The organism is Pseudomonas sp. 5C2, assembly GCF_034314155.1.
In the GTDB taxonomy this organism is placed as follows: Bacteria; Pseudomonadota; Gammaproteobacteria; order Pseudomonadales; family Pseudomonadaceae; genus Aquipseudomonas.
Window position 1 is genome coordinate 402,744 of record NZ_JAVIWH010000002.1, and the last position, 18,916, is coordinate 421,659.

The following is an 18,916-nucleotide window of genomic DNA, read 5'->3' on the forward strand; positions in this document are numbered from 1 at the left end:
ATGTCACTGATTTCAATTGGGCTCTCAGGGCTGACTGCTAGTAGTGCGGCGATCAACACGATCGGTAACAACACTGCCAACGTCGATACCGCAGGTTATTCTCGTCAGCAGACGATGACCGTTGCTTCGGCCTCGCAGAACGTCGGTGTTGGTTTTATCGGTACCGGGACGACGCTGTCCGATGTGCGCCGCATCTACAACAGTTACCTCGACAGCCAGTTGCAATCCAGTACCGCGCTCAACTCAGACGCTACGGCTTTCCTGGGGCAGGCCAGTTCGACTGATACGTTGCTGTCTGACAGTAGCACCGGGATCTCGACCGTGCTGTCCACTTTTTTCACTCAGTTGCAGGGCGTCTCGACGACCGCAACCGACTCCAGTGCACGAGCACAGTTTTTAACTACAGCCACCGCGCTCAGTGCCCGGTTCAATTCGATTTCTACGCAATTGGCCGCACAAAACTCATCGATCAATAGCCAGCTGACCAGTCTGGCGGGTCAGGTCAATACGCTTTCGTCGTCGATTGCGCACTTGAACCAGCAGATCACTCAGGCCTCAGCCAGCGGGGCAACACCCAATAGTCTGCTTGATGCTCGCAACGAGTCAGTACGTCAGCTGAACGTGCTGGTTGGCGCGAAAGTGGTGAGTAATAACGGCAGTTACGATGTGTACATCGGTACTGGCCAGTCGCTGGTCAGTGGCACGACCGCCAATACCTTGTCTGCAGGGCCCGGCACGAGCGACGCTACGCAATACACGTTGAAAGTGAACTACTCACAGACCAGTTCTGATGTGACGTCGGTCGTGACCGGCGGCACCATCGGTGGTCTGCTGCGTTACCGTAGCGATGTGCTGACACCGGCGGCCAACGAGTTGGGGCGTGTGGCGTTGGTCGTTTCAGACCAGGTCAACAGTCAGCTGAACCAGGGTATCGACAGCAACGGCGAGTTTGGTTCCAATCTGTTCAACAGCATCAATGGTGCTGATCAGATCAATCAGCGCAGCCTTGCCTCGTCAGGCAACAGCGCCGGGTCGGGCAACCTCGACGTGACCATTGCCAATACTGGCAAACTGACGGCGAACGACTACCAAGTCACCTTCACCAGCAGCACCGGCTACAACGTCAAGCGCCTGCCTGATGGTTCAAGTGTGGGGTCCTATGACCTCAGCACTACTCCGCCTCCGGTCATCGACGGCTTTTCGCTGTCGCTCAATGGCGGTGGCGTGAGCGCGGGTGATAGCTTCAAACTCACCCCGACTCGTAATGCGGCGGCAGGTATCGCGACCGTGATGAGTGATGCCAAGACCATTGCCGCTGCTGCGCCGCTGACCGCGACAGCCAGCGCCAGCAATATGGGTTCAGGCACGATCACCCAGCCCGTGCTGACAACCAGTCTGGATATCTACAATTCAACCACCAGCTCGGACCTGCGCACGGCCTTGAAGGATTCGACGCCGGTCAAACTGGTTTTCGGGGCAGTCAGCGGCGGCGCTCAAAGCTATCGGTTACTCGACGCCAAGGGGCAGCCGGTGCTTGATGCCTCGGGCACTGCCGTTACTGGCTCCATCGTGCCTGGACAGAGTAATACGCTGAGTTTGTCAGTGGGGTATACCGATTCCTCCGGCGCAGCTCAGGCCTACAAATTCGAGATGACAGTGGCGGGCTCGCCGAGCTCGAACGATGCTTATAGCATCAGCCTTACAGGTGCTGGTTCTGCGGATAACCGCAACGCCCTGGCAGCGTTAGCGTTGCAGACCAAGCAGACGGTGGATGTTTCTTCAGCCAATAACGGAATGAGCCTGTCCGGGGCCTATGGCAAGCTCATTGAGAATGTGGGGGCGCAAGCCAGTCAGGCCAAAAGCGATAGCTCTGCGACCACGGCAATCCTGACTCAGGCCAAAAGCGCACGAGATGGAGTTTCTGGGGTGAACCTTGATGAGGAGGCTGCCAACCTGGTCAAGTATCAGCAGTACTACACCGCCTCTTCGCAGATTATCAAAGCTGCGCAGACCATTTTCAGCACGCTGATCAACAGTCTTTAAGGAGTCGTAATCCATGCGTATTTCCACTGCCCAGTTTTACGAAGCCAGCGCTACGAACTACCAGCGTACTTACAACAACGTGATCACGACCGGTAATGAGGTTTCCAGTCAGGTCAAGCTCAATACCGCTGGCGATGATCCTGTCGGTGCGGCACGTGTGCTTCAGCTCGCGCAGCAAAGCTCGATGCTCGACCAGTACAAGACCAACATTAGCACCGTAAATTCCAATATGACCCAGGCCGAAACGGCGCTGAGCAGCATCACTGATGCGTTGCAGACTGCCAAGGAATTGGTGATCAAGGCGGGTAACGGGACGTTTACAGATGCCGACCGTAAAGCCAACGCTGCTGAACTGACTCAGCTCAAGGCTCAGATAGTGGGGTTGATGGGCAGTCAGGACGCCAACGGCCAGTATTTATTCTCCGGCTCCAAGTCCACGACGCCACCGTATGCGTTGAACAGTGACGGTACCTACAGCTATAGCGGTGATCAGACCTCGGTAAACCTGGCCATCGGCGACGGGCTCTCTATGGCGAGCAATACCACGGGCTGGGATGCTTTCGAGCAGGCGATCAATACCACGCGCACGTCGAGCAGTCTGACGTCGCCTGCTGTGAACGATGGCAAGGTTGCTTTGTCGGGTGGCATTGTGGGGTCCAATACAACCTACAATTCCAAGTTTGTGGGTGGTCAGCCCTACACCGTGTCGTTTCTCAGTAGCTCGCAGCTGAAAATCATTGATGGAGCAGGCAATGATGTGACGACTGAAGCCAGTCAGGCGGGTGCATTCAGTTCGGCCAATGCTTCGGATCAGACTGTCAGTTTTCGCGGCGTCAATTTGAATTTGAACATCAACCTGACGGATGCTGAACGGGCAACCACCGCCACCGCAGATGCTGCTGTTGCGGGGCACAGCTTCCAGTTGGCTTCTACGCCGAGCAGTATCAGTACGTCGCGTAGCGCTGGTAATCCTTCTGCCGCAACAATTACTGCTGCATCAGTGGGTACTACAGCCTCGGACATGACTGCGTATAACAACAGTTTTCCAGCGGGCGGGGCGATTCTCAAGTTCAGCAGCGCTACTAACTATGATCTCTATGCATCACCCATTACCGCCAGCAGTACGCCGGTTTCCAGCGGTAGTTTGAGCGGCTCTACTGCAAATGCGTCCGGCGTCAACTTCACGCTGAGTGGCACGCCAGCGGCAGGCGATCAATTCGTGGTCCAGGCCAATACCCATCAGACTCAGAATATTCTGAACACGCTGACGTCAGTGATTACTGCGCTGAACACGCCAGCCGACGGCAACCCGGCTGCCATGCAGAAATTGAGCGGTGCACTGGATTCTGCGTTGGGCAACCTGACCAGTGGCACCGAGCAGATAAGTACGGCGATTAGCTCCGGTGGCGCGCGTCAAAACGCGGCGACTAGTCAAGGCGTCACGAATGACAGCCTGCAGGCATCCAATTCCACGAATCAGTCGGCGATCACTGCTTCCGACCCGGTAGACGCTATCGCCCGTCTGACGATGCAGAAAACCATGTTGCAGGCTTTGCAATTGGTCTTTACCCAGGTCTCCCAATTGAACCTGTTCAGCAAAATTTAAACGTCTGCCCGGAAGGTAGCGAATCCGTCGCTACAACCACCGAGCGATAACCGTTCTTTAGCGGTTCATGGGGCTCACTCGACTGAGTGGGCGCCCGCCGCTCGTGAGTCTGCGCCGTGAATCCAGTTCCTCTCGTCAGTATTGTCATCCCTGCTTTCAACCCGCGTTTTTTTAAAAAAGCATTAGTCAGCGCTTTGAACCAAAGCTACGGCAACCTGGAAATCATTGTCTGTGACGACAGCTGCGGTGATGAGATCGAGGGTATCGTCGAGTCATTGGAGGGAAGCCCTACCGTCTCTTTGCGCTACGTGCGAAATCCGCAGCATTTGGGGTTTGTCGGCAACCTACAGGCTGGCCTGGGAGAGGCGCGCGGCGAGTTCATCAAGTTTCTGTGTGACGATGATCAGCTGTTTCCAGCGAGCATTGAACGTCAGGCGCAAGTGTTCATCGAACACGCGGATGTCAACTTGGTGTTGGCCCAGCGGTTGTTCTGGGATGCCGACGATATTCAACTGCCTCCACGCCTGGAGAACTCACCGCTGGCGCCCACCGATGGGTTGTTCAAGGGGGAGGATTTACTGTCGATTTTCGAGACATTCCCCCTCAACTTTCTGGGTGGCTTCAGCAGTGCCCTTCTGCGTCGTCTTGATGTTTTGGAGTTTTTGCCGGCCTTGACTCAGTCCGGCCATGGTTTTGCCGCTATGCTCGATTTCGCGTTGTACATTTGCCTGTTGCGTCGCGGAAACATGGTTTCGCTGAACCTGATTTTGAGTGTCGAGCGCCTATACCCGGGCCGTCTGAGTCGGCAGCAGCCGATGAGAGATGCGGCTGCGACCGAAATGCAGTGGCTGGTACAAATGCTTGAGGCGCGTAGCGGTGAGCCAGCACCGGCCAAGGGTTGGGTTCGTTATGTGCCGTTGAAGCAAGCGGGCGACTTGTCGCGAGACTGGGAAGAATTGGCGCTGAACCGGATGTTGGGCAGCAAACAATCCACCTTGTCGTGGAAGGTGGGCGTCGCCAGCGAGAGCTTTGCCGAGCTTTACGCGCAATGGCTGGTGTGCCGTACGCTTTCTGAACCACAGCGCAAATTACTGCCGGACACCCTTGCCGCCTGGCCGCAGCAGCCGAAAATTGTTGCGGTTGTTATCGATGAGCAGGCCAGCAGTGCCGGCCTTGATGTCACCCTGGAGAGCCTTGCCGGGCAGCTCTATCCTCCGGAGCTGGTGTTGGTGTTGTCCAGCGCTCGTACTGAGGCCTCGCTTGATGAACGGGTCTTCAGTTTGCCACTGCAGGACAACTGGCAGCAGCAACTCAATGAGCTCCTGCCGCAACTCGAAGGCGCGCACTGGTTCTATTTGCTGCGTGCCGGGGATCGTCTGGTAGAGCCGGCGTTGCTGGTGCTGGCCGAACGCATTGCCATGTCCCCAGGCGCGCTGTGCGTCTATAGCGACGAGGGTGCCTTGCGTGAGGGCGAGTCAGCCGAGCCGGTGTTCAAACCTGATTTCAACCTGGACTTGCTGCGCAGCTACCCCTACGTGGGGCGGAATTTAGCCTTCCAGCGCCAGCGCTTTCTCGAGTTGGGTGGCTTCAATCCGCTCTATGGCGAACTTGGTGTACACGATCTGCTCTGGCGTCTGATTGAGAATGACGGTCCTCAGGCCATAGAGCATATCGCCGAAATTATGCTGGAATCGCCGTTCGCCCTTTCCCAGTGGCTGTCTTTGCCTGAAGTGGTCGAGCAAAACCCTCTGGTGCTGGCGGCGCATCTGCAGCGTATGGGCATTGCTCACGAAGTTCGGCCCGGCAGTCTGCCATTGCTCAATCGGGTCGATTACCTTCACGCCAGACGGCCGCTGGTGTCGATTATCATCTCTAGCAAGGATCAGCTGGCGGTGCTGCAGCGCTGTGTGGAAAGTCTGCTGGAAAAAACGGCCTACAGCGAATATGAGCTGTTGATCGTTGATAATGCCAGTGACGGTGCCGAGGCCCGCGCCTGGCTGGCTAGCATGGCGCAGTTGGGCAGCGACAGGTTGCGTGTCTTGGACTATCCGCTGGAGGCCAACGTAGCGGCGATCCGTAACTTTGCAGCGCAGCAGGCACGCGGTGAATACCTGCTGATGCTCAGCCCTTATGCGGTGATCACTAATGCGGACTGGCTGGATGCTTTGCTCAACCATGCGCAGCGTCCGGAAGTCGGGGTGGTGGGTGCCAAGCTATTCAATCCTGATGGCTGTGTGGTGCATGCGGGTCTGATTCTCGGCCTTCAAGGTCCGGCCGGGGTCCCGTTCTTCGGGGAGCCCCTGCATGCTGCTGGCTACATGCAACGCTTGCAAGTCGCTCACGATTTGAGCGCTGTCGATGGCGATTGTCTGATGGTGCGTAAGCAGGTATTCGACGCCGTGGGCGGGCTGGATGAGGTGAGCTTCGCGCAAACTTTCAGTGCGGTGGATCTGTGCTTGCGGGTGCGCCAAAAGGACTATTTAGTCGTTTGGACGCCCCATGCCCAGCTGGCGTTGGGCGCGCGTCCTGTTGCGGCGGGGGATGTCACTATCGAGGAGCGACGGGCCAAGGAACAGGAGAAGTTCTACCTGCGCTGGCTACCGATTATTGCCAAGGATCCGGCGTATAACCCGAACCTGGCCCTCAATAATTCAAGCTTTAGCCTGGAGCCCGGTTTGAATACGGGGTGGAACCCTTTTTCCAATCGCCAGTTACCCAATGTCCTTGCCTTGCCAATCAATGCTTCGGCAATTGGGCATTATCGTGTGACCCAGCCACTTATCGAGTTGCAGGCGGCGGGCAGGGCGGTCGGGCGGATCAGCTATGACATGCCATCAATCGTAGAGGTAGAACGCCAGTCGCCTGACGTTATCATTTTGCAAGGGCGCTACAGCGAAGGGCCGATCAGCGAAATCATCAGCCTTAAAACTTACTCCCGTGCGCTACGTATTTTCGAACTGGATGACTATGTCATCAGCGTTCCGCATAAAAATTCGCACATTCGTAATATGCCTGGCGGTGCGGATATGGAGCGTCTGGTTCGGCGCGGTATCGGCCTGTGTGATCGGGTCGTGGTCTCGACCCAGCCTCTGGCCAATGCCCTGTCGGACATGCACCACGACATTCGGGTCGTGCCGAATATGCTGGCGCCGGATTTGTGGGCCGGGTTGTCCAGCCAGCGCCGGACGTCAAAAAAACCTCGGGTAGGCTGGGGGGGTGGCACCAGTCACTCGGGGGATCTGGAGATCATTGCCGAGGTTGTTCGCGAGCTGGCCAATGAAGTGGATTGGGTGTTTTTCGGTATGTGCCCGGAAGCGTTGCGGCCTTATCTGCACGAATTCCATGGGGTGATCGATATGCGTGTCTACCCGGCCAAGCTGGCCAGCCTGAATCTGGACCTGGCCCTGGCGCCTCTGGAATTCCATATTTTCAACGACTGCAAAAGCAACCTGCGCTTGCTGGAGTATGGCGCTTGCGGTTATCCGGTGGTGTGCACCGACACCGCCGCCTATCGAGGTTACCTGCCGTGTACTCGGGTCATCGGCAACAGCACAGAGGAATGGCTGCAGGCCATTCGCATGCACCTGGCCGACCCTGATGCCAGCTACCGTATGGGTGATGAGCTGCGTGAGACGGTACTGCGCGATTACATGCTGCGCGGGGACAACTTGCGGTATTGGGAAAATGGTTGGTTGGCGGATTAAACTCCAGGGATTTAAGTGCTGTTTTGAGTCAGTAAACTGCCAGCTCGGGCAATCCGAGCTGGCGCGTTTCCTGCAGGTCCCCCGTATATCGTCATAAAACATGCATTTCCGGCGTTGCCAGAAGAGCCATGAGCGGCGTTGAAGGTTTTATACAGAAGGCCTGCAAAGCCCGTAAAAGCTTGGCTGAGCCCTGTGACGAATAAAAGGGGACAAGATGAAGGCAGTTATTTTGGCGGGTGGCCTGGGCACGCGCATTAGCGAAGAGTCGCACCTGAAGCCCAAACCGATGATTGAGATCGGCGGCAAGCCAATTCTCTGGCACATCATGAAGCAGTATTCCGCTCACGGAATTCACGACTTCGTGATCTGTCTCGGCTACAAGGGCTACGCGATCAAGGACTTTTTCGCCAACTACTTCCTGCATACTTCCGACGTTACCTTCGACATGTGTAACAACCGCATGGACGTTCATCAGAACTATAGCGAACCCTGGCGGGTGACACTGATCGACACCGGTGAGGACACCATGACCGGCGGCCGTTTGCTGCGGGCCAGCCGTTACGTGGAAAATGAAGAGGCGTTCTGCTTCACCTATGGCGATGGTGTTTCCGATCTGAATATTGGCGAACTGGTGGACTTCCATCTTTCCCACGGCAAATTGGCCACCGTCACGGCAGTGCAGCCGCCGGGTCGTTATGGCGCGCTGGAGCGCGAGGGCAATCTGGTCAGCGGGTTCACCGAAAAACCCCGTGGCGACGGTGGTTGGATCAATGGCGGCTTCTTTGTGTTGTCGCCCAAGGTTTTATCCCTGATTAACAGCGATGAGACGGTCTGGGAATCAGAGCCCTTGATCGGTCTGGCCGAGCGAGGGCAATTGACGGCGTTCCAGCACGATGGTTTCTGGCACCCGATGGATACCCTGCGCGACAAGAATTATCTTGAAAGTCTGTGGCAAAGTGGGGAGGCCCCATGGAAGCAATGGGACTGAATCTGGAATTCTGGCGCGGCAAGCGGGTTCTGCTGACGGGTCACACCGGTTTCAAGGGCAGTTGGTTGACGCTGTGGTTGAAAAGCCTCGGTGCCGAGGTCAGTGGTTTTGCCCTTGATCCTTCGACCGAGCCGAGCTTGTTCGAACTGGCTCGGGTCACTGAAGGCATCAATGATCAGCGCGGTGACTTGCGCGATCTCGGCGCCTTACTTGAACTGATCGCAGAGGTCCAGCCCGAGATTGTCCTGCATCTTGCGGCGCAACCGCTGGTGCGTGAAGGCTATCGCGACCCGCTTGGCACCTATTCAAGCAATGTCATGGGCACCCTCAACCTGCTGGAAGCGATTCGCCAGATCGGTGGGGTGCGTGCTTGCGTACTGGTGACGACCGACAAGGTCTACGCCAACCAGGAATGGCTGTGGCCGTATCGTGAAAACGAGCCCCTCGGCGGACATGATCCCTACAGCAGCAGCAAGGCCTGCTGCGAGTTGCTCGCACAATCGTATGTGGCCTCATTCTTTCCGGCCGAACGTTATGCCGAACACGGTTTGGCACTGGCCACGGCGCGCGCCGGTAACGTACTCGGTGGTGGCGATTTCGCTCCCGAGCGTTTGATCCCTGATGTGCTCAAGGCCTGGTCGGCTGGTGAACCGGTGACTCTGCGCTATCCACAGGCTGTTCGCCCCTGGCAGCATGCGCTGGAGCCATTGGCGGGCTACCTGCAATTGGCCGCTGGCCTGTACGAACAAGGCCCGCAGTTCTCCGGTGCATGGAACTTCGGACCCGGTGAAAGCGATATGTGCAGTGTCGGCGAGGTGGTTGAGCTGCTTGCCAAGCGCTGGCCGCAAGCGCCGGGGCTGCGTATTGAACCAAGCGATTTTCACGAGGCCGGCTTGTTACGTCTGGACAGCAGCCGCGCCCGTCAGTTGTTGGCGTGGCAGCCGCGCTGGTCATTGCAGCAATGCCTGGAGCAGACGCTGGATTGGCACTTGGCCTGGAAGAATGGCGAGGACATGCGTGAAGTAACGCTCGCTCAGCTGAACCTGTATCGGGGGCAGTTGTGAGTGAGTTTTTGTTAACCCCGCTACCGTTGACCGGACTGTTCAACGTGCAGCACAAGCGCCATGAGGATCAGCGTGGGCACTTCGCCCGGCTGTTCTGTGAAGGTGGTTTGAGTGCCTTCGGTCAGTCGTTTCATATTCGTCAAATCAACCATTCTTGCACCCGCGAGCGGGGCAGTGTGCGCGGCCTGCATTATCAAAAAGCCGAACAGCCGGAAGCCAAACTGATTACCTGCCTGCGGGGCGAAGTCTGGGATGTAGCGGTGGATCTGCGGCCGGATTCCGAGACGTTCCTGAACTGGCATGCCGAGCATTTGTGCGCAGGGGATGGTCGTAGCCTGCTGATTCCGGCAGGTTTTGCCCATGGTTTTCAGACCCTGACCGACGATGCCGAGCTGCTCTATCTGCACAGTGCCGACTATGCCCCGGATCACGAGGGCGGTCTTTCAGTACTAGACCCCCGGCTGGCGATAGCCTGGCCGTTGGTTGTCAAAAATCTGTCAGCACGGGATGCCTCGCATCCCTTGCTCGATCCTCAGTTCGTTGGAGTGCGTCTATGAACTGCCGAGGTTGCGGCACCCCATTGACCTTGTCGCTGATTGATCTCGGCACGTCGCCGCCCTCCAATGCGTACTTGCGGGCCGAGCAACTGGAGCAGTCCGAGCAATGGGTGCCGTTGAAGGTGCAGGTGTGTCAGGAGTGCTGGCTGGTCCAGACCGAGGACTACACCCGCGCCGACAGCCTGTTCGACGCCGACTATGCCTACTTCAGTTCCTATTCCAGCACCTGGCTGGCTCATGCCGAGCGCTATGTCGCGGAGATGGTCGAGCGCTTTGGCCTGACGACTGACAGTCGGGTGGTGGAAATCGCCGCCAACGACGGTTACCTGCTGCAATACGTGGCCAAACGCGGCATCGCCTGCCTCGGCGTCGAGCCGACCCACAGCACGGCTCAGGCAGCGCGGGAAAAGGGGCTGGAGATTCGCGAGCTGTTCTTTGGTCGAGAGACCGCCTTGCATTTGCTTGAAGAGGGCTGGGCGGCGGACCTGATGGCGGCCAACAATGTGTTGGCGCATGTCCCGGACATCAATGACTTCCTGAGCGGCTTTGCTACGTTGTTGAAGTCCACCGGTGTCGCAACCTTCGAGTTCCCGCACCTGCTGACGCTGATGGCGGGGGCTCAGTTCGATACCCTCTACCACGAGCATTATTCTTATCTGTCGCTGACGGCCGTGCAGCGTTTGTGCGAACGCAATGGCCTGGAAGTCTTCGATGTCAGCGAACTGCCGACCCATGGCGGCTCGCTGCGGGTCTTCGTCCAGCGCGCTGATGGCGTGCGCCGTGCGCTGCAACCGGCCGTGCAGCATGTGCTGGATGTCGAGCTGATCGCCGGGGTGAAAACCCCCGGGTTCTACGCAACGCTGGCTCCGGCCGCCGAACGCATCAAGCATGAACTGCTGCGCTTCCTGTTGCAGGCCAAAGCCGAAGGCAAGCGCGTGGTCGGCTATGGTGCCGCTGCCAAAGGCAATACCTTGCTCAACTATGCCGGGGTCAAACCTGATCTGCTGGCCTGGGTCGCGGATGCCAACCCGCATAAGCAGGGCAAGTTCTTGCCGGGCAGTCGCATTCCTGTGGTCTCTCCCGATCATATCGAGAAAGAAAAACCGGATTACGTATTGGTGTTGCCATGGAATCTGCTGGATGAAATCACTCAGCAGTACGCCTGCGTTAGCACGTGGGGTGGTCGTTTTGTCGTTGCGGTTCCGGAGTTGAGCTACCGATGAGCAGAATTCATTACACCAAACCGAGTGTGGGTGAGCTGGAAGCATCCTATGTACTGGATGCAGTACAGAACGGTTGGGGCGAGCGCTGCTATGAATACATCACCCGTTTCGAGAAGGCCTTTGCCGAGCATATGGGCGTGCCTTACGCCATAGCAACTTCAAGCTGCACCGGTGCCTTGCACATGGGGATGGCGGCACTCGAGATCGGGTCGGGCGATGAAGTGATTCTGGGCAACACCAACTGGATCGCTTCTGCGGCGCCGATTACCTACCTTGGCGCTACCCCAGTGTTTGTCGACGTATCGCCGGACAGTTGGTGCCTGGATCCGGAAAAAGTCCGGCAAGCCATCACCCCTCGTACCAAAGCCATTGTCGCGGTGCATCTCTACGGCAATCTGTGCGACATGGACGCGTTACTGGCGATCGGCCGCGAGTTCGGCATTGCAGTGATCGAAGATGCCGCCGAAGCTATCGGTTCCCAGTGGCGCGCCAAGCCTGCCGGTTCGCTGGGGACTTTTGGGGCGTTCTCCTTTCACGGCACCAAGACCCTCACCACCGGTGAAGGCGGTATGTTTGTGACGTCGGACAGATCCGTGTACGAGCGGGTTCTGACCTTGTCCAATCATGGTCGGGTGAACGGCAGTACGCGTCAGTTCTGGCCAGATTTCATTGGATTTAAATACAAGATGAGCAACCTGCAGGCCGCCATCGGCTGTGCTCAGATTGAACGGGTCAACGATCTGATTGAGCGCAAGCGCGCCATATTCGCCAACTACGCCAGTGCTCTGCTGGAGATTCCGGGTATTTCAATGAACCCGCAGCCGGATCACTCACGCAACGGCTACTGGATGCCGACGTTGGTGTTTGAAGAGAGCACCGGGATTACTCGCGACACCTTGATCGAGGCTTTCAGAACCGCTGATATCGACGCGCGAGTGTTCTTCTGGCCATTGTCGTCGCTGCCGATGTTCAGCGCGATGGATGTCGATACGCCGGTGGCTTTTTCACTGTCGGAGCGTGCGATCAATCTGCCGAGCTATCACGATATGACTGACTCGGATCAGCAGCGGGTCATTGCGGTGGTTCGCGCTGTCTGCGCAAGCAGGGGGCTGGGGCTGCTGTGAATATTTACTTGTTGGGTGCGGCGAATCCTGAGGCCGTACGCATGATTCGTTCGGTGCAGCGCGCGAACCCGAACGTCGAGTTTTTGTTTCTGGACAATAATCCGGCCAAACAGGGCGCTGATTTTTTTGGTGTTCCAGTGGTTGGTGGTACTGATCGTGTGGCCGATCTGAAGGGGTCGGACACCCTGTTCGTCAACCTGATTACCGGCTCTACCGAGCTTCGCTACGAGACAACCTGCCAGATCGTCGAGGCCGGCGGAACATTGGGTAACTTTGTGCATCCTGGCATTGATCTGATGATGGTCCGAATGGGCGTTGGCTGTTATCTGCAGGAGGGCGTGATCATGCAGGCCGACGTCGCGTTGGGTGACAACACCAGTATCAGTGCAGGAAGCGTGATTGGGCATGAAGGCCGGATTGGTCATTCAGTGTTCATGGCGCCTGGGGTCTGTATCGCCGGCTGTGTCGAGATCGGAGACGGTGCCTTCATCGGTATCAATGCGACCATTTTGCCCCGTTTGCGCATTGGTCGTTGGGTCACTATTGGCGCCGGGGCGGTCGTCACCCAAGACGTTCCTGACTATGCAGTGGTGGTGGGTAATCCCGCCAGAATCATCAGGTCGAATGCTGTTTCCTATCAGGATGGCCGGGTTTTCAAGTAAAGCCGCCCCTATTTTTCGGAGAGTTTCCTATGAATCCTCATGAGTTGTTTCGTGAAGAAGTAAAACAAAATATCGAAGGACTGGAGCAGGACAAAGAGCTTCAAGCCACTTCTCTGGGCTGGGTAGGTACGACGGCAAAACACAAGTACACCTACAACTTCAGCTGGATGGGGCGGCCGATCATTCAATTTCCCCAGGATATGATCGCCATGCAGGAAATCATTTGGTCGCAGCGGCCTGATGTAATTATTGAAACCGGAATCGCCCACGGCGGCTCCCTGGTGTTTTATGCATCGATGCTTGAATTGATCGGACACGGTGAAGTGGTGGGTGTCGATATCGATATCCGCCAGCACAACCGTGAGGCGATTGAAGCGCATCCGATGAGCCATCGGATTCATATGATCCAGGGGTCTAGTATCGATCCGACGATTGTCGATCAAGTGCGGGCGCGCATCGCCGGTAAGAAAGTCTTGGTAGTGCTCGACTCCAACCACACCCACGAACATGTTCTTGAGGAACTGCGTCTATACGCGCCGCTGGTTTCGGTCGGCAGCTATTGCGTGGTCATGGACACTGTGGTCGAAGATATGCCCGAAGACGCCTTTCCAGATCGTCCGTGGGGCAAAGGCGATAACCCGAAAACTGCAGTCTGGGCTTATTTGAAAGAAAATCGCGATTTCGAGATCGATTCCGCGATCCACAGCAAATTGCTGATCACCGTCGCGCCGGATGGTTATCTGCGACGGGTTGGTTAAGCCGCAACATCATCGTTGAGTATTTTTTTGCGATTCGCCGGGTGTGGGGAAAGTTATGCAAGGCAAGTATGGTTCTGAACACGCGTTACCTCTGAGTGAGCTGCTGACAGTGGTGCTGATTACCCACAACCGGCCGGCCTTTTTGCGCAGAGCTGTGCAGTTTTACAGCTCGCTGCCTTGCAAGATTCTGGTACTGGACTCGTCAATCCAGCCATCCGAGGGGATAGCAGGGCATTTAGCGTCGGTCGACTATCGGCGTCTTCCACAGTTCGGCTACTGGGGGATTCAGACCAAACTGGCCTACGGCGTCGAGCAAGTGACCACGCCTTACATGGTGTTCGCTGCGGACGATGATTTCATCGTGCATGACGCGCTCTGCGATTCGGTAGCGTTTCTGGAGGCGAACCAGGACTATGGGATGTGTCACGGCTATTGCCTGATGTACCTGACCCTGGCCAATAGCGTGAGCTATTACCGACGTGACAAAAAGGTCTGTGAAGACTACTCGTCCGAACGCGCTCAGGACCGTGTGCTTGACTACATGGGCCAGTACATCCCGCCTTTCTATGCCGTTCACCGCACTGCACTGTTGCGCGACTGGTATGCCGTCATGCCGGAAGGCACTATCTTTCAGTGGCAGGAAGTCGGCCACGTGTACTACATGCTGGCACGCGCCAAGGCGCGGATTCTGCCGATTCCGTATGTTGTGCGTGAGATCAATTACATTCATTCCGACCATAACACTGAGGTGTATACCTCACTCTGTTATACCGACTCCAAATCAGTGGCCGAGCGCGAGGCGTTTGCTGAATTCCTAGCATCGCTGCCCACGGGCATCAAAGACCTCGACCATGAGCAGGCGAAGCAGTTTGCGCTCGAGAGTTTTGCGGCGATGACCGCCAGTTTGCGTACGGGCAATGCGTTGGCGGCCGAGCTGATTTTCGAGTCCACATGGACAGCCGCTCATGCGGAGCCGGTGCGACGTTTCGGGCCCAAGCAATATGTGGAAATGCCGTTCTACAACCAGGCGTTTTTCGATCAGTTGACCCGGTTCGAGTTTTTGCTCCACGCCATGCCGGCTGGCCGTGTACAGCTTCAGGCGCTTGAAGGCGTATGGACTCGGCAAGAAGATTTGCTGCGACCTCACAACAATGATATCGCCGAGAGCATTGTCGATCGTCTGTGGCAGGCGCAGGACTGCAATCCGTTCAATATGCGAGTGGTCAAGCAGCTGGCGCAACAGCTTGAAAATATTGGTGAGCAGGATGAGGCCCAACTGATGCTCGACTGGGCTCAGCGCCTGGATGCAGTATCGCCTTCTGACTACCGTCAAACATTCGACAATATGCTCTCGGGTCGCTTGCTCAAGTGGTTGGAAGCGCGACGTCCGAATGCCGAAGAACTGGAGTCGATTACAGGGCATCTGGCGGTCCATGAAGGAGGTCCGCAGTTCGGTATTTTGTTACTGGACCTCGATAATAACGTCGAAAAACTGCAAGTTACCCTCGACAGTCTGTTAGAGGGATACTGCAAAAAATTCAAGATTGTGGTGTTCACCACCGGTGAGCCGCAGTCTGCTACCACTGCGCAAAACGTCCTGCACTTTGTCAAGGTCACCGCAGGCAACTACATAGACAAGCTGAATCAAGTGGCTCGCCAATCGTCCTGCGACTGGATGCTTCTGGCTGAGGCAGGAGACCAGTTCACTGCCAGCGGTTTGTTGCGCGCCAGCCTGGAACTGCTGGCGGCCCCCGAATGCCGCGCGGTGGCTGCGGATGAAATTCACCGACAGCCCAACGGCGCACTGATCGATGTGTTCCGCCCAGGCTTCAACCTCGACTTGTTGCAAAGCCTGCCGACGCTGATGGCACGACACTGGCTGATCCGTCGCGATGTACTGGTGGAAGCGGGTGGTTACTCAGCGGACTTCAGTAAGGCACTTGAATTTGATTTGCTGCTGCGGATGATTGAGCAAGGCGGTATGGCCTGGCTGGCTCATCTGGATGAGCCGTTACTCATCTGCCAGGCGCCGGTTCTAGAGGAAAATCCCCATGAGCGCCTGGCGTTGATTCGGCATCTTGCGAACCGTGGTTATAAGGCGCAAATCAGTTCGGCGACGCCCGGTACCTGGCAGATTGATTATCGCCACACTGAGCGTCCGCTGGTGTCGATCATCGTGCCGAGTCAGGACAACCTCCCACTGCTGGAACGTTGTCTGGACAGCGTCCTGCAAAGAACACGCTACCTGCGCTATGAAGTGCTGATCGCCGACAACCACAGTCAATCCTCGGCGGTCTCGGCCTGGCTTGACGCCCAGGAGCAAAAAACCGGCAAGGTGCGGGTGTTGCGATCCAAGCAAAGCCTCAGTACGTCCGCGCTTTACAATGCAGCCTGTCAGCAGGCGCAGGGTGAATACCTGATCTTGCTGGCGGTCGACAGCGAGGTGGTCAACCCGAACTGGATCGAGACGTTGCTCAATCAGGCGCAGCGTCCGGAAGTCGGCGTGGTAGGGCCAAAGCTGGTTGATCGTGAGGGTAATGTGACTCAGGCCGGGCTTATTCTTGGCATGCATGACGCGGCCGGCTCGGCGTTTGTCGGCGAACCTGTGAAAGCCAATGGTTATTTGCATCGTCTGGTGCTTGAGCAAAACTACTCGGCGGTCTCCGCTGCGTGCCTGATGGTCCGTAAAGAACTGTATGAAACCGTTGGCGGTCTGGACGAAGAGCGCTTCTCCGAGGCCTTCAGTGATGTCGATCTGTGCTTGAAAATCGCCCAGGCCGGCTACCTGACGGTCTGGACGCCGCAGGTGCAAGTAATTCACCCAGGCACCCTGCCAACGTTGCCAGTCGCCCTTGAGGCTCTGCGCGACAAGTGGGCAGGACCGTTCCAGCACGATTTGGCGTACAACAAGAACCTCGCTTTGACCGGCAAGGGCTTTACCCTTGGCAGCCCGACCAGTGTGAACTGGGCGCAGTTGCTTGCTTAAGTCTGGTCGACAGGAAAAGGACTCACGGCATGTTTAACGGCAAATCAATTTTTATCTCGGGTGGCACCGGCTCGTTCGGTCGCAACTTTATCCGCCGTTTGCTTGAGCAGTATCAGCCCAAGCGTGTCGTGGTGTTCTCCCGCGACGAGCTCAAGCAATACGAGATGCAACAGACGTTCAACGCGCCGTGTATGCGTTATTTTCTGGGGGATGTGCGCGATGCCGAGCGGCTGCGTCTGGCCATGCGCGGGATCGATTATGTGGTGCATGCGGCAGCCTTGAAGCAGGTGCCGGCCGCCGAGTACAACCCGACCGAATGCATCCGCACCAACGTCAACGGCGCGGAAAATATTATTGCTGCGGCCATCGACAATGGGGTGAAAAAGGTTATCGCCTTGTCCACCGACAAGGCGGCCAGCCCGATCAACTTGTATGGCGCAACCAAGCTGCTGTCGGACAAGTTGTTCGTTGCGGCGAATAACATTGCCGGTGACCAGCCAACGCGTTTCGCTGTGGTGCGGTATGGCAATGTGGCGGGTTCTCGAGGTTCGGTAGTGCCGTTCTTCAGTAAATTGATTAGCGACGGTGCGCGGGAGTTGCCGATCACTGACGTGCGCATGACGCGGTTCTGGATCACCCTGGATCATGGTGTGCAGTTCGTGCTCGACAGCTTTGCGCGCATGCACGGCGGCGAGGTGTTTGTGCCGAAGATTCCGTCGATCCGGATTATCGATCTGGCCGTGGGCATGGCCGAGCATCTACCGCACAAAAATGTCGGGATTCGTCCCGGTGAAAAACTCCATGAGTTGATGGTGCCGCTCGACGATGCGCGAATGACCCTGGAGTTCTCCGATCACTACACCATCCAGCCCTCGATCCGGTTTACCAACGTCGACGTCGACTATGCCGTCAATGGCCTCGGTGAGTGTGGTGCTCAAGTAGACGAAACCTTTGAGTATCGTTCCGATACCAATCCAGAGTTTTTGAGCGTGGGTCAGATCGCGGATCTGCACGCTGAGCTGCATTCATGATTCCATACTCGATTCCATACGGGCGACAGAGCATCGACCAGGCGGATATCGACGCGGTGGTTGAGGTTCTCAAGTCCCCGTGGCTGACCCAGGGCCCAACCATCGAGCGCTTTGAATCGGCAATGGCTGAGCGCTGTCAGGCGGATTTCGCGGTTGCGGTGTGCAATGCCACGGCAGCGTTGCATATCGCCTGTCTGGCGGCAGGATTGGGCCCCGGTGATCGGCTGTGGACCACGCCTAATACTTTCGTTGCCTCCGCCAACTGCGGACGCTACTGCGGCGCCGATGTGGACTTCGTTGACATCGATCCGCATACCTGGAACCTCGACGCCGACTTGCTGGCGCAAAAACTCGAAGCCGCCGAGCGCGTCGGAAAACTGCCGAAGGTGGTGGTGGCGGTGGCATTCTCTGGTCAGAGCTGCGACATGCAAGCCATTGCCGGGCTCGCTGAACGTTACGCATTCACCTTGATCGAAGACGCGGCGCACGCGGTCGGGGCGTCCTATGACGGACGCCCAGTGGGTTGTGGCGCGTATGCAACGATGACGGTCTTCAGTTTTCATCCAGTGAAAATTATTACCTCGGGTGAAGGCGGTATGGTCCTGACCAATCGGCCAGAGCTTGCCGAACGTTTGCGTCGGTTGCGCAGCCATGGCATTACCAGCGATCCGTCGCAGATGTCGGTACCCAGCCAAGGGCTTTGGTACTACCAGCAACTGGAGTTGGGCTTCAATTATCGAATGACCGACCTGCACGCTGCATTGGGCCTTTCGCAGTTGGCCAGGCTCGACGGTTTTATCGCGAGGCGGCGCCAATTGGCCGCGCGTTATGAGCGACTGTTGGCTGAACTTCCGTTGGTGTTACCCACTGCACAGGCAGGCGCCGAATCGGCTTGGCATCTGTATGTGGTGCGTGTGCGGTTTGATCAAGTAAAACTTAGCCAACGAGACCTTTTCGATGCTTTGAGAGCTGCAGGGATCGGTGTGAACCTGCACTATATTCCGGTGCATCTACAGCCTTACTACCGCGAGTCAGGATTCACAGATGGCGATTATCCAGAGGCCGAGCGTTATTTCGACGAGGCGGTCACCTTGCCGCTGTTCCCGGACCTGACAGACGAGCAACAAGACTATGTGATCGAGCAGTTGCGTAGCCTGCTTGGCTAAGTGC

13 protein-coding genes are annotated in these 18,916 nt (G+C 56.9%); all 13 read left to right on the plus strand.

The genetic code is table 11. The annotated features are described in order from the left end of the window. Positions 1-2,043, plus strand: a complete 2,043-nt coding sequence (flgK, locus tag RGU44_RS02510) for a flagellar hook-associated protein FlgK (RefSeq protein ID WP_322215444.1) — start codon at positions 1-3, stop codon at positions 2,041-2,043. A gap of 13 nt (positions 2,044-2,056) precedes the next feature. Then, positions 2,057-3,649 carry a flagellar hook-associated protein 3 gene (locus RGU44_RS02515; protein WP_322215447.1) on the plus strand — a complete coding sequence of 531 codons (1,593 nt, stop codon included), beginning with the start codon at positions 2,057-2,059 and terminating at the stop codon, positions 3,647-3,649. 116 nt (positions 3,650-3,765) lie between these two features. Continuing rightward, the gene (locus RGU44_RS02520) at positions 3,766-7,353 is read left to right on the plus strand and encodes a glycosyltransferase (RefSeq protein WP_322215449.1); all 3,588 of its coding nucleotides are present in this window, start codon (positions 3,766-3,768) and stop codon (positions 7,351-7,353) included. Between the two features lie 214 nt (positions 7,354-7,567). Then, positions 7,568-8,341, plus strand: a complete 774-nt coding sequence (gene rfbF, locus RGU44_RS02525) for a glucose-1-phosphate cytidylyltransferase (protein ID WP_322180083.1) — start codon at positions 7,568-7,570, stop codon at positions 8,339-8,341. After that, positions 8,323-9,405, plus strand: coding sequence for a CDP-glucose 4,6-dehydratase (rfbG, locus tag RGU44_RS02530; RefSeq protein ID WP_322180081.1), 1,083 nt, complete (start codon positions 8,323-8,325; stop codon positions 9,403-9,405). Before rfbF ends, rfbG begins: the two co-directional genes overlap by 19 nt. Further along, positions 9,402-9,962 carry a dTDP-4-dehydrorhamnose 3,5-epimerase gene (locus RGU44_RS02535; RefSeq protein ID WP_322180078.1) on the plus strand — a complete coding sequence of 187 codons (561 nt, stop codon included), beginning with the start codon at positions 9,402-9,404 and terminating at the stop codon, positions 9,960-9,962. Before rfbG ends, RGU44_RS02535 begins: the two co-directional genes overlap by 4 nt. Further along, entirely contained in the window at positions 9,959-11,185 is a 1,227-nt protein-coding gene (locus RGU44_RS02540; RefSeq protein WP_322180076.1) for a class I SAM-dependent methyltransferase, read from the plus strand. The genes RGU44_RS02535 and RGU44_RS02540 overlap by 4 nt, the downstream gene beginning before the upstream one ends. Next, entirely contained in the window at positions 11,182-12,309 is a 1,128-nt protein-coding gene (locus RGU44_RS02545) for a DegT/DnrJ/EryC1/StrS family aminotransferase (protein ID WP_322215452.1), read from the plus strand. Before RGU44_RS02540 ends, RGU44_RS02545 begins: the two co-directional genes overlap by 4 nt. Continuing rightward, on the plus strand, positions 12,306-12,971 hold the full coding sequence (locus RGU44_RS02550) for an acetyltransferase (RefSeq protein WP_322215454.1): 666 nt from the start codon (positions 12,306-12,308) through the stop codon (positions 12,969-12,971). The genes RGU44_RS02545 and RGU44_RS02550 overlap by 4 nt, the downstream gene beginning before the upstream one ends. A gap of 29 nt (positions 12,972-13,000) precedes the next feature. Next, positions 13,001-13,729: a cephalosporin hydroxylase family protein gene (locus RGU44_RS02555; protein WP_322180070.1), complete on the plus strand. Its 729-nt coding sequence runs from the start codon at positions 13,001-13,003 to the stop codon at positions 13,727-13,729. 55 nt (positions 13,730-13,784) lie between these two features. Beyond that, positions 13,785-16,715, plus strand: coding sequence for a TIGR00180 family glycosyltransferase (locus RGU44_RS02560; protein ID WP_322215456.1), 2,931 nt, complete (start codon positions 13,785-13,787; stop codon positions 16,713-16,715). 29 nt (positions 16,716-16,744) lie between these two features. Further along, on the plus strand, positions 16,745-17,746 hold the full coding sequence (gene pseB, locus RGU44_RS02565; protein ID WP_322180066.1) for a UDP-N-acetylglucosamine 4,6-dehydratase (inverting): 1,002 nt from the start codon (positions 16,745-16,747) through the stop codon (positions 17,744-17,746). Further along, the gene (pseC, locus tag RGU44_RS02570) at positions 17,743-18,912 is read left to right on the plus strand and encodes a UDP-4-amino-4,6-dideoxy-N-acetyl-beta-L-altrosamine transaminase (RefSeq protein WP_322215458.1); all 1,170 of its coding nucleotides are present in this window, start codon (positions 17,743-17,745) and stop codon (positions 18,910-18,912) included. Before pseB ends, pseC begins: the two co-directional genes overlap by 4 nt. Positions 18,913-18,916 lie beyond the last annotated feature (4 nt).

Bases quoted from the DNA above. Each gene is read 5' to 3' on its own strand.
- RGU44_RS02515 (WP_322215447.1), top strand. From the start codon at position 2,057: ATGCGTATTTCCACTGCCCAGTTTTACGAAGCCAGCGCTACGAACTAC.
- pseC (WP_322215458.1), top strand. From the start codon at position 17,743: ATGATTCCATACTCGATTCCATACGGGCGACAGAGCATCGACCAGGCG.
- pseB (WP_322180066.1), top strand. From the start codon at position 16,745: ATGTTTAACGGCAAATCAATTTTTATCTCGGGTGGCACCGGCTCGTTC.
- rfbF (WP_322180083.1), top strand. From the start codon at position 7,568: ATGAAGGCAGTTATTTTGGCGGGTGGCCTGGGCACGCGCATTAGCGAA.
- RGU44_RS02545 (WP_322215452.1), top strand. From the start codon at position 11,182: ATGAGCAGAATTCATTACACCAAACCGAGTGTGGGTGAGCTGGAAGCA.
- flgK (WP_322215444.1), top strand. From the start codon at position 1: ATGTCACTGATTTCAATTGGGCTCTCAGGGCTGACTGCTAGTAGTGCG.
- rfbG (WP_322180081.1), top strand. From the start codon at position 8,323: ATGGAAGCAATGGGACTGAATCTGGAATTCTGGCGCGGCAAGCGGGTT.
- RGU44_RS02560 (WP_322215456.1), top strand. From the start codon at position 13,785: ATGCAAGGCAAGTATGGTTCTGAACACGCGTTACCTCTGAGTGAGCTG.
- RGU44_RS02555 (WP_322180070.1), top strand. From the start codon at position 13,001: ATGAATCCTCATGAGTTGTTTCGTGAAGAAGTAAAACAAAATATCGAA.
- RGU44_RS02540 (WP_322180076.1), top strand. From the start codon at position 9,959: ATGAACTGCCGAGGTTGCGGCACCCCATTGACCTTGTCGCTGATTGAT.